At 42.1% G+C, this 17,915-nt stretch carries 14 protein-coding genes; 4 read left to right on the forward strand and 10 right to left on the reverse strand.

What is annotated here, in order from left to right; all coding sequences use genetic code 11:
* Positions 1–22: 22 nt before the first annotated feature.
* From murG to mraZ, 9 genes are all read right to left on the reverse strand, one after another.
* Entirely contained in the window at positions 23–1,171 is a 1,149-nt protein-coding gene (gene murG / locus DXC10_RS02860; RefSeq protein WP_101542220.1) for an undecaprenyldiphospho-muramoylpentapeptide beta-N-acetylglucosaminyltransferase, read from the reverse strand.
* 99 nt (positions 1,172–1,270) lie between these two features.
* On the reverse strand, positions 1,271–2,554 hold the full coding sequence (locus DXC10_RS02865) for an FtsW/RodA/SpoVE family cell cycle protein (RefSeq protein WP_101542221.1): 1,284 nt from the start codon (positions 2,552–2,554) through the stop codon (positions 1,271–1,273).
* Between the two features lie 59 nt (positions 2,555–2,613).
* Positions 2,614–3,948 (reverse strand): UDP-N-acetylmuramoyl-L-alanine--D-glutamate ligase, encoded by a 1,335-nt coding sequence (gene murD / locus DXC10_RS02870; RefSeq protein ID WP_101542222.1) that lies wholly within the window; start codon positions 3,946–3,948, stop codon positions 2,614–2,616.
* A gap of 86 nt (positions 3,949–4,034) precedes the next feature.
* Entirely contained in the window at positions 4,035–5,303 is a 1,269-nt protein-coding gene (gene mraY, locus DXC10_RS02875; RefSeq protein WP_101542223.1) for a phospho-N-acetylmuramoyl-pentapeptide-transferase, read from the reverse strand.
* Positions 5,304–5,355: 52 nt separating this feature from the next.
* Positions 5,356–6,804: a UDP-N-acetylmuramoyl-L-alanyl-D-glutamate--2,6-diaminopimelate ligase gene (locus tag DXC10_RS02880; RefSeq protein ID WP_101542224.1), complete on the reverse strand. Its 1,449-nt coding sequence runs from the start codon at positions 6,802–6,804 to the stop codon at positions 5,356–5,358.
* Between the two features lie 97 nt (positions 6,805–6,901).
* On the reverse strand, positions 6,902–9,004 hold the full coding sequence (locus tag DXC10_RS02885; protein ID WP_101542443.1) for a penicillin-binding protein: 2,103 nt from the start codon (positions 9,002–9,004) through the stop codon (positions 6,902–6,904).
* A 96-nt stretch (positions 9,005–9,100) separates the two neighbouring features.
* Positions 9,101–9,460 carry an FtsL-like putative cell division protein gene (locus tag DXC10_RS02890; RefSeq protein WP_101542225.1) on the reverse strand — a complete coding sequence of 120 codons (360 nt, stop codon included), beginning with the start codon at positions 9,458–9,460 and terminating at the stop codon, positions 9,101–9,103.
* A gap of 37 nt (positions 9,461–9,497) precedes the next feature.
* Positions 9,498–10,415 (reverse strand): 16S rRNA (cytosine(1402)-N(4))-methyltransferase RsmH, encoded by a 918-nt coding sequence (gene rsmH / locus DXC10_RS02895; RefSeq protein ID WP_101542226.1) that lies wholly within the window; start codon positions 10,413–10,415, stop codon positions 9,498–9,500.
* A 24-nt stretch (positions 10,416–10,439) separates the two neighbouring features.
* Positions 10,440–10,934, reverse strand: a complete 495-nt coding sequence (gene mraZ, locus DXC10_RS02900; protein WP_101542227.1) for a division/cell wall cluster transcriptional repressor MraZ — start codon at positions 10,932–10,934, stop codon at positions 10,440–10,442.
* 314 nt (positions 10,935–11,248) lie between these two features.
* On the opposite strand from mraZ, the gene DXC10_RS02905 reads away from it, so the two are divergent.
* From DXC10_RS02905 to DXC10_RS02915, 3 genes are read left to right on the forward strand one after another with little or no spacing between them, the layout of a single operon-like run.
* Complete coding sequence (locus DXC10_RS02905) at positions 11,249–12,781, forward strand: arylsulfatase (RefSeq protein WP_117737293.1); 1,533 nt, start codon at positions 11,249–11,251, stop codon at positions 12,779–12,781.
* A gap of 17 nt (positions 12,782–12,798) precedes the next feature.
* Positions 12,799–14,361 carry a sulfatase gene (locus DXC10_RS02910; RefSeq protein ID WP_187120664.1) on the forward strand — a complete coding sequence of 521 codons (1,563 nt, stop codon included), beginning with the start codon at positions 12,799–12,801 and terminating at the stop codon, positions 14,359–14,361.
* Positions 14,362–14,375: 14 nt separating this feature from the next.
* Positions 14,376–16,250: an alpha-L-fucosidase gene (locus DXC10_RS02915; protein WP_117737295.1), complete on the forward strand. Its 1,875-nt coding sequence runs from the start codon at positions 14,376–14,378 to the stop codon at positions 16,248–16,250.
* 113 nt (positions 16,251–16,363) lie between these two features.
* Here the strand turns inward: DXC10_RS02915 and DXC10_RS02920 are convergent, their stop codons facing one another.
* Positions 16,364–16,867, reverse strand: coding sequence for an RNA polymerase sigma factor (locus tag DXC10_RS02920; RefSeq protein ID WP_101542231.1), 504 nt, complete (start codon positions 16,865–16,867; stop codon positions 16,364–16,366).
* 228 nt (positions 16,868–17,095) lie between these two features.
* On the opposite strand from DXC10_RS02920, the gene DXC10_RS02925 reads away from it, so the two are divergent.
* Positions 17,096–17,914 (forward strand): 1-acyl-sn-glycerol-3-phosphate acyltransferase, encoded by an 819-nt coding sequence (locus DXC10_RS02925; protein ID WP_101542232.1) that lies wholly within the window; start codon positions 17,096–17,098, stop codon positions 17,912–17,914.
* The last annotated feature ends 1 nt before the right edge of the window (position 17,915 follow it).

The following is a 17,915-nucleotide window of genomic DNA, read 5'->3' on the forward strand; positions in this document are numbered from 1 at the left end:
AAGTTGCTTTCAATGCTATTGTTTATTTTATGAGTTTCAGTACCTCTTTCGCTATAATAATCGCTGAGTCGGGCAATGCCAATTTGGCGATATGATCGCTCAGGCTTTCCAGCTTCTCAGCATTGGCTATGGTTTCCAGCGCTACGGGTAGCAATCTGTTTTTGGCTTCGGAATCTTTCACGTAGATGGCTGCATCCTTATTGACGAGCGCCAGGGCATTCTTGGTCTGATGGTCTTCTGCCACATTGGGCGAGGGTACCAAAATGACCGGTTTGCGTAACAGGCAGAATTCCGAGATGGAACCTGCACCGGCACGTGAAATGACAAGGTCGGCTACGGAGTATGCACTTGCCATGTCTTTGATGAAATCTGTCACGTATAGGTTGGGAATGGCGTTGATATGAGGATGATGTACGGTTTCTCCCGTTACTGTGGTGATAGCGTCTCTCACCTGTTCGATGTATATCTTTCCGGTTTGCCAGATGAATTGTATGTCAGGATTGTTACGGATGATTTCCAATCCTTCCGTCAATGTTTGATTGATGGTACGTGCACCAAGACTGCCACCCAGTATGAGAATGGTTTTCTTAGCGGGATTTAAACCGAAATAGTCTGCAGCTTTTTTATGAGAAATGGAATGTTCCAACAGGTTTTGGCGCACCGGGTTACCGGTCATGATGATTTTCTCCACAGGGAAGAACTTTTCCATGCCCTCGTAAGCTACACATATCTTACAGGCTTTCTTAGCAAGTAACTTATTGGTGACGCCTGCGTAGGAGTTTTGCTCTTGTATCAGGGTAGGAACGCCCATCATGCCTGCTGTTTTCAAGGTGGGACCGCTGGCATAACCACCTACACCTACGGCTACCTGTGGGCGGAATTCCTTGATTATTTTGCGGGCTTTCCATTGACTACGTACCAACTTTATCAATACGGCGAAGTTCTTCCACAGTCGTTTACGGTCGAAACCGGCTACAGGCAATCCGATAATTTTATATCCGGCATCGGGGACACGCTGCATTTCCATACGCCCTTCTGCTCCTACGAAAAGAATTTCCGCGTCGGGGCACAACTCTTTTATGGCGTTGGCAATGGATACAGCAGGGAAGATATGTCCTCCCGTACCTCCTCCACTGACGATGATGCGTGGCTTATTATTAATTGTTTCCATATCTTGTTTTATTAGAATTCGTATGAATACTTGGCATACTCTATCAATATTCAATACATTATATCCATATATTCGTCTATCTGTTATTCCAAACTCCGCTTATTCGAACTCGGCATCACTGTTCAGCACTTTGGCAGTAGGTTCGGCGGCAGTTTGCGCATCACTGTTGGCGGTTTCATCTGTATTGCCGGTTTCTATCTGCATGGTGATTTGGGCGTCATGTGCTCTTTGCTCTTCCAGTTTGGCTGTATATCGGCTCACGCTTAGTATCATACCAATATAGGCACAGTTTATTAACGTAGATGTACCTCCCTTGCTGATGAGCGGAAGTGGTTGTCCCGTTACGGGGGCAAGGCCTACGGCTACCATCATGTTGAAAATGGCCTGTGACACCAACAACAAGGCGATACCTATGATGAGGAAAGCGGGAAAGGTGCGGTCGCACTTTTTGGCAATACGCCCTACACGTATCAACAGGCAGATATAGAGGAAAACCACGACAATTCCGCCAACCAATCCGAGTTCCTCGACGATAATGGCAAAGATGAAATCGGAGAAAGCCTGGCTCAGGAAGTCACGTTGAACGGAGTTCCCGGGACCTTTGCCTACTACATTGCTGGTAGCAACGGCAATACGGGCATGAGCTATTTGTGCATCTTTATCTATATCGAATTTGGCGGCAGGCACTTCTTCATTGCTGGTAAATTTCTCAATACGGGCACGCCAGGTATCAAAACGGTGTAGGAAAGGCAGATCGCTGTTCTTGGTTACCACCAGAAAGGCTACGGCAATAATGGCTACTCCCGCCAGACTGCCTGCCAGTATCAGGAGTTTTTTTATAGCCACACGACCGATGAACATCATCAGAAAGACGACTCCGAACAGTAGAGCGGCAGTAGATAAGTTTTCGGGCGCAATGAGTAGACATATGATACCGGTGATTATCATGATACGTTTGAAAGCTTTGGGACTGGCGCCGTTTTCGTCCTGTCCTTTGGAGAGAATAAATGCCGTGACGATGATGACCGCCATTTTTGCCACCTCCGACGGTTGAAACTGTATGCCCATGAACGTCATCCAACGGGCAGCACCGTTTATGCGCTCCATCATCATAACAAGTGCCAACAGTATTACTGATGCCGGTAGCAAGAAAACGGGAAATACCTGGAACCATTTGTAAGGTATGTTGTGCATTAGGACTACAACTACGGCACCCACCATTAGGATGATGCTGTGTTGTGTAATCGGTCCCCAGTGGTCACCACTCTTATAAGTAAGCGTACTGGCAGCACTGAACACCTCCGTTATGGAGATGAGACAAAGGACAAGAAAGATAATCCAGATTACTTTGTCCCCTTTGAATATGCTCTTTAATAAATCCATAAATAATGTGGTGATGTGATATTACTCTATCATTTTATTATTTTATCACTTTATCACTTTTATAACTCTCTTACATATTTCTTGAACTGGTCACCTCTGTCTTCATAGCTTTTGAAAAGGTCGAAACTGGCGCAACAAGGGCTGAGTAATACTGTCTCTCCTTTTTTTGCCAACTTATAGGCTGCGTCTACTGCATCTTTCATTCCTGTCCGCACATCTGCTACGGGCAGATCCATGCGGTCGAAGAACTCGTGCAGCTTTTCATTGTGTAATCCCAAGTACACCAAAGCAGAACACTTTTCGCGTACAAGATCTTCTATTTCGGTATAATCGTTACCTTTGTCTTTACCGCCGAGGATAAGCACTGTTCGGGTAGTCATGCTTTGTAAGGCATACCAGCAAGAGTTTACATTTGTTGCTTTAGAGTCGTTGATGAAGTGAATGCCACGTACGGTAGCAACCTTTTCAAGACGATGCTCCACGCCTTTGAAATCTGACAAGGCCTTGCGGATATCTTCTTTACGGATACCGGCAAGGTTGGCGGATATTCCAGCGGCCAGAGAGTTATATAAGTTGTGTGTGCCATGCAACGCCAACTCCTCTTGTTCCATGTTAAAAGCAATCGGTTCGTTGATTTCCACTTCTCCGTCTTCCACGTAGGCTATAACACCATCTTCTTTTACGGCAGAGAAAGGATAGGGGTGCGCTTTCAAGCCATGTTTGGCAAGCTCCCGGCGGATGATGGGGTCGTCGTTCCAATAGATGAAGGCATCTTCAGACGTCTGATTTTGTGTGATACGGAACTTGGCATCCACATATTTTTGCATGCAGTGGTCGTAACGGTCCAGATGGTCGGGAGTGATGTTCATCAATACGGCGATATTGGCACGGAAATTATACATATTGTCGAGTTGGAAGGAACTCAGCTCGATGACATAGTAATCGTGTTTCTCTATTGCCACTTGCAGGGCAAGACTGTTCCCGATATTTCCTGCCAAGCCTACGTTCAGTCCCGCACTCTTAAAGATGTGGTAAATGAGCGAGGTAGTAGTGGTCTTACCGTTCGATCCCGTTATACAAATCATCTTGGCATCTGTATAGCGTCCGGCAAACTCTATTTCGGAGATAATAGGTGTACCTTTTTCTTTCAGTTTAAGAATAAGTGGAGCATCGTTGGGGATACCGGGACTTTTCACCACTTCATCGGCATTGAGTATCATCTCTTCGGTGTGTTTCCCTTCTTCCCAAGTAATGTCATACTTGTTCAGCAGTTCCTTGTATTTGTCTTTAATGGCAGACATGTCGGAGACGAACGTGTCGAAACCTTTCACTTTGGCGAGTACAGCAGCACCTGCGCCGCTTTCACCTGCTCCTAATACTACAATTCTACTCATATTAATAATTGTGTTAATGCGATAGTGTGATAATGTTCTAAAATGACATTGCACTATCGCCCCTATAATTCTATCACTCTATCACCTTATCTGATTTTCAATGTTATAATCGTTATTGCTGCCAGTACAATCGTTACAATCCAGAAGCGGACGGTAATTTTCGATTCATGGAACAACTGTGTAGGTTTGGTAAATACAACTTTGCATCCTGGCTCGATCAGGTTCATACTGGTACGGAAATGATCGTGTATCGGTGTTCGCTTGAAAAGACGTTGTTTTACTCCTTTTCGTTTGCCTGCTTTGTAGTAGACCCGTTGCAGAATAACTGATAGGTTTTCTACCAGGAATATTCCACAAAGAATAGGTATCAACAGTTCTTTGTGAATAATGATGGCGTATACGGCAATGATGCCGCCGATGGTCAGGCTACCTGTATCACCCATGAATACCTGCGCCGGATAGGCGTTGTACCACAAAAAACCGATAAGGGCACCGATGAAGGCACAGATAAAGATTACCAGTTCTTCAGAGCCGGGAATATACATGATATTCAGATAACCTGCGTATTCAATATGACTGGATACGTATGCCAATATTCCCAAAGTTAATCCGATGATGGCAGAGTTTCCTGCCGCCATGCCATCCATGCCGTCGTTCAGGTTGGCACCATTGGATACGGCAGTGACCACGAAGATGGTGATGATGACGAACAGTACCCATCCTGCGGTTTGGGCATGTTCGCCCATAAAACCTACGAGGTCGGAATAATCGAAGTTATTGCTTTTGAAGAACGGGATGGTGGTTTGTGTAGCTTTGATTTCTTTGGCGGCATGTACCACTTCTATTTGTCCGTTAGGTTGCTGTATCTCTATGTTTTCGCGGATAACAACCTGCGGGCTCAGATAGAGTGTTAAACCTACAATCAGTCCCAAACCTACCTGGCCGATAATCTTGAACTTACCGTGCAGACCTTCCTTATCTTTCTTGAATATCTTGATATAATCATCGGCAAAACCCAAAGAACCTAACCAAACGGTGGTAATTAACATCAGTATCATGTAGATATTGCTCAACTTACCCAGTAACAAGCATGGGATGAGGATGGCGAAGATGATGATAACCCCACCCATACTCGGGACGCCTACTTTATTTACTCCGAACGGATCGATACTGGCATCACGCTGCGTTTCAGTGATTTGTTTCCGTTTCAACAGGTTAATGAACTTATCACCCCAGATACTCGATATGAGTAATGCCAGAATGATTGCCATCAATGCCCGGAAGGATGTATAACCGAACATACCAGCTCCGGGGAAATCGTATTTATCTAACCATTGAAATAAATAATATAACATAATTTTTCAATTTACTTTTAGAGTGATGGTAGTTTTATGTCGCCTTATCACTTTAAAACATTATCGCTTTTAATTCCTCTTTATCATCGAAGTGATGTTTCACCCCTTTAATCTCCTGATAGTTCTCGTGTCCCTTTCCGGCAACGAGAATAACATCACCTGGCTGTGCCAGCATACAGGCTGTTTTGATGGCTTCCCTCCGGTCGACAATACTGAGTGTCTTTTGCATATCGTCTTTATCCAGTCCGGTAAGCATATCGTTGATGATATCTTGAGGTTCTTCAAAGCGCGGATTATCGGAAGTAATAATGACGCGGTCACTGGCTTTGGCAGCTTCTTTGGCCATAATGGGGCGCTTGCCTTTATCACGGTTACCCCCGGCACCGACTACAGTGATTACTTTTCCTTTGCCTTCCAATACTCCATGGATGGCATTCAATACATTGACAAGTGCATCCGGGGTATGGGCGTAATCTACAATGGCGGTGAAACCTTTGGGAGAACGTACGGCATCAAATCTTCCGGTTACGGGGTGCAAGGTGCTGAGGGCGATAAGCACGTCTTCCTCTTTCTTACCCAGCAATACGGCAGCTCCGAATACTGCCAGCAGGTTACTGGCATTGAACTTGCCGATGAAGTTTACAGCCAGCTCGTGGTTATTGAAGTCGAGCAACATACCTTCAAAATGAGATTCTAATACCTTTCCTTTGAAGTCGCTGAGACTTCTCAACGAATAGGTATAGACTTTGGAGCGTGTGTTCTGCGTCATTACCAATCCGTTTTTATCATCCAAATTTGTCAGGCTGAATGCGTTCTTAGGCATATCGTCGAAGAACTTCTTTTTAGCTTTGAGATAATTCTCAACAGTTTTATGATAATCTAAATGGTCACGTGTCAGATTGGTAAAGATCCCCCCGGTAAATTTCAATCCGCTGATACGTTTCTGAGCGATGGAGTGGGAACTTACTTCCATAAATGCATATTTGCAGCCGGAATCGGCCATCTCTCCTAATAGGCGGTTCAGTGTGACAGGATCGGGAGTGGTATGTTCCGTAGGTATAGGCTGGTCGTCGATGTAATTACATACGGTAGAAATCAGTCCTACTTTATATCCAAAGTAACGGAACGTATTATATAATAAGGTAGCGATGGTAGTTTTACCGTTTGTTCCGGTTACACCTACCAATTCCATTTTAGAAGTAGGGTCGCCATAGAAGAGAGTTGCTATTTTGCCTACCGAATCTTCGCTGTCTTTTACTTGGATATAGGTGATACTGTCTTTAGGCTTTTCCGGTACATCTTCACAAAGTACGGCAACAGCGCCTTTCTCTATGGCTGCGGGGATATAGGCGTGTCCATCGGTTTGAGTGCCGCGCATAGCCATAAACAGGTGTCCGGCTTCTATCAGACGAGAGTCGATGTTCACTCTAGTTATCTCTATATCCGTACTTCCGATGATTTGTACCGGTTGTATCGTCTTTAGTAATTCGCTTAATTTCATACCTTTTATTAATTGATAATTGACAATTATCCGTTAATTACTTAATTTCTTTATACCTTATTTATTATATATAATATTACATGATAATTATTCATTCTTAATTGTGCATTGTCAATAGTATGGTTTGGCCTTTTATAATCCGGCTTCCGCCTGCTATCGACTGGCTCTTGACTCGTCCTACCCCATTCAGTCTTACTTTCAATCCTTTACTTTCCAGTAAATAGACGGCATCCTTTGCGCCCATACCTATCACACTGGGTACCGTACTCGAGTCTTTTCCTTGGTTTTGTAATATTATCACTGATGGGGTAGCTTGCACATGTCCCCATAACTCTTTTCCTTTTTCTTTGTTGAGTTGGTGTTGAGTGGGAATGTTCAACGAGTTCAGCGCATACAATGCTTCGTTAAGGTTTCCTGATTTTACAGTAGGTATCACATTGGTAGTACTATCTATAGCACTACGGATGTCAAACCGCAAGTTTTTAGCATAAACTCTTTCGGCTATTTTCCCAAATACACTACCTGCCATCAGACCACCGGATGCGGGAAGTCCTGGCTTCTGTATGGAAACTATACAACTATATTTGGGTGCTTCTGCCGGGAAATATCCGCAGAAACTAACAAGATAATTCACCCGTCCGGATTTGTAACCGGAGACCCCTTGCGAAATTTGTGCCGTTCCTGTCTTGCCTGCCACTGCAAACTGCTTGCTTCCGGCCGGTTTTGCAAGTCCTTCGGAAACCACTTTGTGCAGTATCTCACGGATTTGTGTCAAAGTACGGTCAGAACATATCTTTGTATTGATAATTTCCGTAGGAAACTCTTTTATTATCTCGCCATCTTTTACGGCAGCTTTTACAAATTTTGGGCGTATCATGGTACCGTTATTGGCAATGGCATTGTAAAAAGTAAGAATGTTCAGTGGTGGAACTTGTGTTTCGTAACCGATACTCATCCACGGTAAAGTAGTTTTGGCAAAATAACGTTCTTTGGGACCACGAATATTAGGCTTACCCTCACCGGCGATTTGCAAGTGGAGAGGTTGGTCGATACTCATACGTTTCAATCCATCTACATATTTTTGCGGATTATCCTTATAATATTTATCAATGAGATAGGAAACGCCGATATTGGAAGATACCTCCAAAATGCGTGTCACATTGATTTTTCCGTATCCACCTCTATACCAGTTATGATCTTTCATTTTACTGCCATACATGTTCATAATACCGTTGCCGGTATCTACTTCCGTATCGGGAGTGATTTTACCGTCCTCCAACGCTACCATGATAGAAGCGGTTTTGAATGTAGAACCCGGTTCCAACATGTCACTGATGGCATTGTTACGCATCTCGTAATAATTACCGTCTCCGGCTTTCATCATATTGACAATAGCTTTTACCTCTCCGGTCTGTACCTCCATAAGTACGGCTACCCCTACATTAGCATTGATTTCTTTTAATTTGTCGACAAGGGCTTTTTCACAAATGTCTTGCATGTCTACATCAATTGTGGAAATAATATCGCAACCGTCTACAGGGGGGATATCGACAATATTCAGGTATTTGTTCATCACTTTTTGGCGGTGAGTAATACCGTCACGACCTTTCAATAGGGTATCAAATGCTAATTCAATACCATTTTTTGCACCTTGTGCAGTGTCGGCATAGAGGTCGCCTAAAGTACGGGCTGCTAATGAGCCAAAGGGCTTCTTACGTTGGTTGTATGCTTGTTCGTGAAATCCGCCCTTGTATTTGTTTAAGTTGAATACCGGTAACCGTTTAGCCTCTTTATATTGAATATAAGAGATACGCTTGGGATAAATCAGGTAGTTGCGGCTTCCTTTCTTACGTCCCTTCAACAGATGGCTTTTAAATTCGGCAGCACTTTTATCTGGAAATATTTTGTGGAGGCCTTCGCATATCTCTCCAAGATGGTTTATGAGCATGGTGTCTTTTTGCTCGCCACCGGCTTTGAAGTCCATATATATGCGATATTCAGGCAATGAACTTGCCATCAGCTTGCCATCGGCTGAAAGAATATTTCCACGATTGGGCTTAACGGTAACATTCTCTTTCACAAAACGATCGGCCACGTCTTGCCAGTATTGTCGCTCGGCAAACATGATAACGGTACCTTTTACGATAATAGCTATTCCCGCCAGTCCCATGATAAGGACGACAAAGAAATAACGGGTCATTATATTTTTCTTATTTACAGCCAATTCTATTTGCGGTTTAAAGATTTACAATTTAAATTGTTTTAATTCTCAATTATCCACTTTTTTAACTCTCTATTATTTCAGTAAGTATGGTGGATTGGTTGAGGTTTGTAAGTCGCTCTCTTTAGTTGCGATATACTCTTCAATACGCGATTGCCGGCTTCGTTCCATTAGTTCCGAGCTACGTGTCAGTGCATCATATTTGATATCAATAAGTTCTTTCTTGAGTTTGTCTATCTCTATCATCTGTTGCTGAGCAGCGTAACGGTTATGAATGTAGAAAAGGATAAGTACCATAATGAGTACAAGCAGTTTGGTCTGACGACGGAAAAAGTCCGTAGCCAGAATGTCACCTCCAATGATGTTTTTCAGCGAAGCATGCTTTTTCACCTTTTCGGTTTTCTTTTCTTCCTGTTTATTGTTTGTTTCACCCATCACTTATTACTTTATAGCATTACCACTCTGTCGTTTCTTATTCTTCTATTTTTTCCGCAATTCTCAGTTTAGCACTCCTAGAACGAGGATTGCGTTCTATCTCTGCTTCATCCGGCACAATCACCTTGTTGTTTATCAACCGGAAAGGTGTTTGTATATTTCCGAAAAAGTCCTTTTCAGTTTTACCTTCTACGTTACCCGTTTTCATGATATTCTTCACCATCCGGTCTTCCAGTGAATGATAGGTAATAACTACCAATCGTCCACCTGGCTTCAACGTTTCAGTTGCTGCATAAAGCATCTCTTTCAATGCTTCCATTTCCTGGTTGACTTCTATACGGAGTGCTTGGAATACCTTGGCAAACTCCTTCTTTTCCCGTTCACGGCCGAATAGGGGTTTGATAATTTCCAGAAATTCACCGATAGTGGTTATCTTCTGTATAGAACGGGCTTTTGCGATGACTGTAGCCAATTTTCGGCTATTTTTCAATTCTCCGTACAAGTAAAACAGATTTGCCAACCGTTCTTCATCGTATGTGTTTACCACATCGGCGGCGGTGATACCAGCACGTTTATTCATACGCATATCCAATGCGCCATCAAAACGGAAAGAAAATCCCCGTTCGCTGTCGTCAAAGTGATGGGAAGACACCCCTAGATCGGCAAGTATAGCATCCACTTTACTAATATTGTGATAACGTAGGAAGTTGTGCAGATAACGAAAATTACTGCGTACAAAGGTAAAGTGTGGATCGTTTACAATATTTCGCTCCGCATCTTCATCTTGGTCAAATCCCAGTAATCTACCTCCATTACCCAGTCTCGACAAAATTTCGCGGGAATGGCCTGCCCCTCCGAACGTGACGTCTACGTACGTTCCGTCGGGACGGATATTCATTCCGTTCACACTTGGTAATAGTAGTACCGGAATATGGTATGTCAGTTCTTCCTTCATCTTTATTTTTCTAAAATCACTTTATCATTTTAGTTTATCACTTTTTTCCTCCTCTTTACTATTTTCGTAATCTAAATCTCCCAATATATCCTGTAAAGCTTCACTGAATTCTTCCGATGCCATGAAAGGGCGCTCTGTATACTCTTTTGCCCAAATTTCAATAGTGTTGTCCATACCGATAAAGCGTACATCGTTCTGTATACCTGCCATTTGTAAATAACGTTTGGGTAAGAGGATGCGTCCGTTCCCGTCGGGAACCATGATTTCCGCGTCACTTACAAATTGTCGGAAGATTTGTTGGTGTTTGGCATTCCACTTATTTAGCCGCTGCCGAAGTTGGTTTTGTGTTGCGAACCAGACACTTTCCGGATAGAGAACCAGACAGTTCTGAAATACGTCTTTGCGCAATACAAGTCTTTCTTCGGAAACAGCTTGTAGTTGCTTCCGGAAGCCGGCAGGGATAAATACGCGTCCCTTTGTATCTGTCTTAGCTTCAATATTGCCTAAAAAACGTATCATTTATCACCTTATTATAATAAGCGACGGTAAAAATACACATTTCCCCACAATTCCCCACATCTTTTAGTTAAAACTTTATGTAGAAGTTTTCAACATCTTGTTAATTACTTATTCCGTTGAAAATGAACAATGTGCTGAAATGCTTTGTTGGTGGGGAATTGCTATAGGTTTATTTTTTCATTTAACTCGTATTTAAGCTATATTTTCTCTTTTGATAATTAATATATATTGCTCTTGTTTATAAGAGAAACCGTATAAATTTGTAATTTAGCGGCAGATAATAACACTAATAATCTTGCTAGCCTTTTAATCGTATGAAAAACATAACATTTGCTTTAGGAACAGGGCTACTAGCTGTTTCTTTATATGGTAACGCAATAAATAAACCTCTTAAGCCTAATATTATTTTTATTCTGTGTGACGACATGGGATATGGAGATCTAGGTTGTTACGGGCAGAAGTATATTCATACCCCGAATATAGATCGTATGGCACAAGAGGGCATGAGATTTACGCAGGCATACGCAGGCAGTCCGGTGAGTGCGCCGTCAAGAGCTTCATTGATGACCGGGCAGCATACAGGACATACACATGTAAGAGGAAATAAAGAATACTGGCGAGGAGTTCCAATGATGCAGTATGGTGTCAATAAGGATTTCTCTGTGGTAGGACAGGAACCCTATGATGCAGGTCATATAATTATTCCTGAAGTAATGAAAAAGAATGGTTATACGACTGGTATGTTTGGAAAGTGGGCAGGTGGTTATGAGGGCTCCTGTTCTACGCCCGATAAAAGAGGAATAGATGAATATTATGGTTTTATATGCCAGTTTCAGGCGCATTTATATTATCCTAACTTCTTGAATAAGTACAGTAAACTGGAGGGCGACACGGGAGTTGTTCGTATTGTGATGGAGGATAATATCAACTATCCGATGTTTGGAGACGATTACAAGAAGCGTTCACAGTATTCAGCCGATCTTATACACCGGAAAGCACTTGAGTGGCTTGATAAACAGGACGGAGGTCAACCTTTCTATGGTCTCTTCACATATACATTGCCTCATGCTGAATTGGTGCAACCCAATGATTCCATTTTGAAAGGTTATAAAAAGAAATTCTTTGTGGATAAAACTTGGGGAGGTCAGGAGGGTTCCCGTTATAATGCAGTAGATCATACGCATGCCGAGTTTGCTGGTATGATTACCCGTTTGGATTACTATGTGGGTGAGGTTTTGGAGAAGCTGAAAGAGAAGGGGCTCGATGAAAATACGATTGTCATATTCAGTAGTGATAATGGCCCTCATGAAGAGGGAGGAGCCGATCCTGCTTTCTTCGGAAGAGATGGTAAGTTACGCGGTTTGAAACGGCAATGTTATGAAGGAGGAATCCGAGTTCCTTTTATTGTACGTTGGCCGGGTCATGTTCCTGCCGGTTCGGTAAATCAGCATCAACTTGCTTTCTATGATATCATGCCGACTTTCTGTGAACTGGTGGGAGACAAGGCATTTCCCCAAAAGTATATCAATACGAAACTTGCGGATGATTGTTTTGACGGTATCTCCTTTGCTCCTACATTATTGGGCAAGGATGGGCAACAGATGCACGAATTTCTTTACTGGGAGTTCCATGAGACTGATCAGATAGGTGTGCGTATGGGTGACTGGAAAATGGTGGTCAAAAAAGGTACTCCTCATTTGTACAATCTTGTAACCGATATTCATGAAGACCATGATGTCGCAGCTTTACATCCGGATATCGTAAAACAAATGGTAGTAATTATCAAACGAGAACATAAAAATAGTAATGACTTTCAGGTAACACTACCTGTTTCATTTTTCTTCTAACTAATACATCTATTATGATGAACCCATTACAATCTAAAATCTTTTACTCTTTGACCGGTGCCACTTTCGTTGCTTCAATGAATTCTTGTGTTTCCCAGAAAAAAAGTGGAGAACAGAAACAGTATAACATTGTGTATATAATGACGGACGATCATACGGCGCAAATGATGAGTTGCTATGACCATCGCTATATGGAAACTCCTAATTTAGATAGGATAGCAGCCGATGGTGTACGCTTTACCAATAGTTTTGTTGCCAATTCCTTGAGCGGGCCGAGTCGTGCTTGTATGATTACGGGTAAACACAGTTGTGCTAATAAGTTCTATGATAACTCGACTTGTGTGTTCGATTCTTCTCAGCAGACTTTCCCGAAACTCTTGCAACGGGCAGGTTATGAAACTGCGCTTGTAGGTAAATGGCATTTAGAAAGTATGCCTTCCGGTTTTGATTATTGGCAAATCCTACCCGGTCAGGGAGATTATTACAATCCCGACTTCATTACTCAGAACAATGGTAAAATACGGAAACATGGCTATGTGACGAATATCATAACGGATGATGCCATAGATTGGATGAAGAATAAGCGGGATAAGAATAAACCATTTTGTCTTTTGATCCATCATAAAGCTATCCATCGCAATTGGTTGGCGGATACCTGTAACCTGGCACTCTACGAAGATAAGACCTTTCCGCTTCCTAATAATTTCTTTGATGATTATGCAGGACGTCCTGCTGCAGCTTCCCAAGAGATGAGTATCGTGAAAGATATGGATATGATTTACGATTTGAAGATGTTGCGTCCTGATAAACAAACCCGGTTAAAGGCTCTTTATGAACACTATCTTGGGCGTATGGATGAAGGTCAGCGGGCTGCCTGGGATAAATTTTACGGTCCTATAATAGAAGACTTCTATAAACAAAATCTTAAAGGTAAAGAACTTGCTAATTGGAAGTATCAGCGCTACATGAGAGATTACATGAAAACCGTGAAATCTTTGGATGACAATGTAGGTCGGGTACTCGATTATCTGAAAAAAGAGGATTTACTGGACAATACGCTGGTGGTGTATACATCTGATCAGGGGTTTTATATGGGCGAGCATGGTTGGTTTGACAAACGTTTTATGTATGAAGAATCCATGCGTACCCCTTTGATTATGCATTTGCCAAAGGATTTTAACCATAAAGGGGATATTGATGAAATGGTTCAAAATATAGATTATGCACCGACTTTCCTGGAACTTGCAGGTGTGCAAGTTCCCAAAGATATTCATGGCGTTTCTCTCGTTCCTTTATTGAGGGGGGAGAAACCGGCCGACTGGCGTAAGGCATTGTATTATCATTATTATGAATATCCTGCCGAGCACATGGTGAAGAGACACTACGGGATACGTACTGAGCGTTATAAATTGATTCATTTTTATGATGATATCGATGAATGGGAACTTTACGACTTGAAGAGTGATTCTTCTGAGATGCGCAATATCTATGGGTGTCCCGATATGGCTAAAGTGGTGGAGGATTTGAAAGTTAATCTTGCGGTATTGCAAGAACAGTATAATGATTCTATTAGATATTAAATCTGAATTTGCGTATGAAACGAATGTTGTTAGTGGCATATTGTGCCTTTATAATCTCTGTAGCCTTACAAGCACAGGAAACTTTTTATGAGAAGAATATCGTTTTTCCCGCCGGAGCTACGATAGAACAAAAATTGGATATGGCTTCCCGTTTGGTACCTACTCCGCAACAGTTAGAGTGGCAACAGATGGAGTTGACCGCTTTTCTACACTTTGGTATCAATACTTTCACAGGACGGGAGTGGGGAGATGGTACGGAGAATCCTGATATTTTTAATCCTGTAGAATTGGATTGTGACCAATGGGTGCGTTCCCTCAAAGAGGGAGGTTTCAAGATGGCTATCATTACGGCGAAACATCACGATGGCTTCTGTTTGTGGCCCACGAAGACCACCCGTCATTCGGTAGCATCCAGTTCTTGGCGTGACGGAAAAGGTGACGTTGTGCGTGAACTTCGTAATGCTTGTGATAAATACGGCCTTAAATTTGGTGTTTATCTCTCCCCATGGGATCGTAATGCTACTTGTTATGGGGATATTCCTGCCTATAACAGGTTCTTTATAGAACAACTTACGGAATTGTTGACCAACTATGGCGAAGTACACGAGGTTTGGTTTGACGGTGCTAATGGTGAAGGACCTAATGGTAAAAAGCAAGTCTATGACTGGGATACTATTTTGAAAACCATTCGCCGTCTACAACCGAAAGCTGTTACCGCCATTATGGGAGATGATGTACGCTGGGTAGGTAACGAGAAAGGTATCGGACGTGAAACGGAATGGAGTGCTACGGTACTGGCACCGGGCTCTTACCCCCGTAGTGCGCAGTTGAGGCAAGAACTAGGCGTCCTTGGAACAACCAAAGATTTGGGTGGACGAGATGTGGTGGCACGTGCTCGGGAATTGTTTTGGTATCCTTCCGAAGTAGATGTTTCCATTCGTCCGGGGTGGTTTTATCATGCCGAACAGGATAAACAGGTGAAGTCTTTGGCGCATCTGGCTGATATTTATTTCAAGTCCGTGGGTTACAATTCAGTATTGTTGCTTAACATTCCACCGGATAGACGAGGACTCATAAATGAACATGACGTAAAACGTCTCAAAGAGTTCTCGATTTATTTAAAAAAGACTTTTGGTACAAATTTCCTTTGGAAAGGTAATTTTTATTGGCAAGCGTACTCCGGTGATATTCATACGTATGAGGTTCAGAGGGGGGCTTTGGTAAATACCCTTCTCATTCAGGAAGATATTGCTAAGGGGCAACGTGTAGAAAATTTCCTTGTGGAGGCTTATTCCAATGGCTCATGGCGTTACATGGCCGAAGGAACTACTGTGGGATATAAACGACTTATTCGTTTTTCTGATACGAAGGTCGATAAGATACGTATCACCATTCGTTCTGCCCGTGGAAAAGCAAATATCATGAAGGTGGGTTTGTTTTATGCCGAACCTCTGGTTGATGGGAGTACATCAGTGCGGTTGAGTGATATATCTACTAAAGACTGGCATATCGTAGAAGGGGATGTAAACGCTCGTTTGGCCATTGATGGTGATAGAAGTACGGCTTGGCGTACCTCCTCGCTACAACCGTTGACGGTTGATATGGGACAGGTGATAGAAATTGCAGGGTTCAGTTATTCGCCTGTTACGGGTGACGATCTGTCGGGTACTATCTATAAATATGCGTTTTATGTAAGTATAGACGGGAAATCGTGGAGCCAATGTAATGTTGCCGGAGAGTTCAGTAATATTATGCACAATCCATTTCCTTATTTTGTACGTTTTGGTAAGAGTTATCGTGCGCGTTATTTCAAACTTGAACCGCTTGCTGAAATTACCGGGCAGCCTTGTACTTCTATTGGTGAAGTAGGTATTCTTGTGGAGAAATGATTTCTTTGAGGATAGAATAAAAGAGGTTGTTTCATCACGAAACAACCTCTTTCTCTTTTTGATACAACTAAAATCTGCACTATATTTTTGGAAATAGCTGAATATTTCTTTGATTAAACAAAATCCTTCAAATCCTGTTGTAGCTTTTGACGAGTAAAGAATATGCGACTCTTTACGGTTCCCAATGGAAGTCCCAATCTTTCTGCTATTTCGCGATATTTGAAACCGGAAACATGCATGGAGAACGGTACCTTATATTCGCGTGGCAATGCATTGACGATGCGGTGCATCTCTTTTAGGTCGTATGCACTTTCTGTGTTATCATATGCGGTTTCCCGTGGAGAATTCAAGTGATATAAATTGTCAGTTTGGTCTACAAATGTTTGGTCCCGTACTACTTTACGGTAATTATTTATAAAGATGTTACGCATAATTGTATAGATCCAACCTTTGAAATTGGTGTCTGGCATATATTTATCTTCATTATCCAAAGCTTTTAGGGAGGTTTCCTGTAACAGGTCATTTGCTTCTTCACGATCGGAAGTCAGTTTATATGCAAAACGTAATAAATCGTCTTGTACTCCGAGCAAATCTTTTTTAAATGTAATACTATTCATAATGTGCTTTGTTTTTTGGTTACTTGTTCGTTTAACCTTTCGGCATTGCAAGTTTACGAAACTTCTTTCTCTATGGTAGACGGATTTTAACCAATCTTTGGGGGGAAAACTATCAATTGACAGATTTTAGGTGCTTTTTGGTAGAAATTGGGTGTAGTTTTCTATCAATTATTTGCATTTAATTAAAAAGATGCGTTAATTTTGCGCAATCATTTCATCGTAAGAAGAATGGCTGACGACTCTTTATTTTTGATTGACATTGATAAAGTACTTCGGGAAAAAGCTCCGAAGCATGTAAAGTATATCCCTAAATTTGTCGTATCCTATTTGAAACGTATTGTCCATCAGGATGAGTTGAACGTTTTTTTAATGGAGTCGAAAGATAAGGTAGGGGTAGATTTCCTAAAAGCTTGTTTGGAGTTTCTAGATGCCAAATTGATAGTGAAAGGTGAAGAAAATTTGCCTAAAGGGGGGCTTTACACATTTGTATCCAATCACCCGTTGGGAGGACAAGATGGGGTGGCTTTAGGTTATGTGTTGGGGTCCTTTTATAATGGGAAGGTGAAATATATGGTAAACGACCTGTTGATGAACCTGCACGGATTAGCGCCGCTTTGCATCCCTATAAATAAAACAGGTAAACAAGCAAAAGATTTTCCGAAGATGGTTGAGGCGGGGTTTGCATCCGATGATCAATTGATAATGTTTCCCGCCGGATTGTGTTCCCGCCGCCAAAACGGGGTGATCCGTGATCTGGATTGGAAGAAAGCGTTCATTGTAAAGAGTGTTGAAGTACATCGTGATGTAGTGCCCATTCATTTTGAAGGTCGTAATTCCAACTTTTTTTATAATCTGGCAAATCTCTGCAAGGTATTAGGTATAAAATTTAATATTGCCATGCTGTATTTGGCAGATGAAATGTTGAAAAACCGTCATAAAACATTTACCATTACTATTGGTAAACCTATTCCGTGGCAAACTTTCGATAAGTCGAAAACACCTGCGCAATGGGCGCAATATGTAAAAGACATTGTATATAAATTATAGG

The sequence above is a fragment of the Bacteroides sp. OM08-11 genome, assembly GCF_003438665.1.
Lineage (GTDB): Bacteria > Bacteroidota > Bacteroidia > Bacteroidales > Bacteroidaceae > Bacteroides > Bacteroides cutis.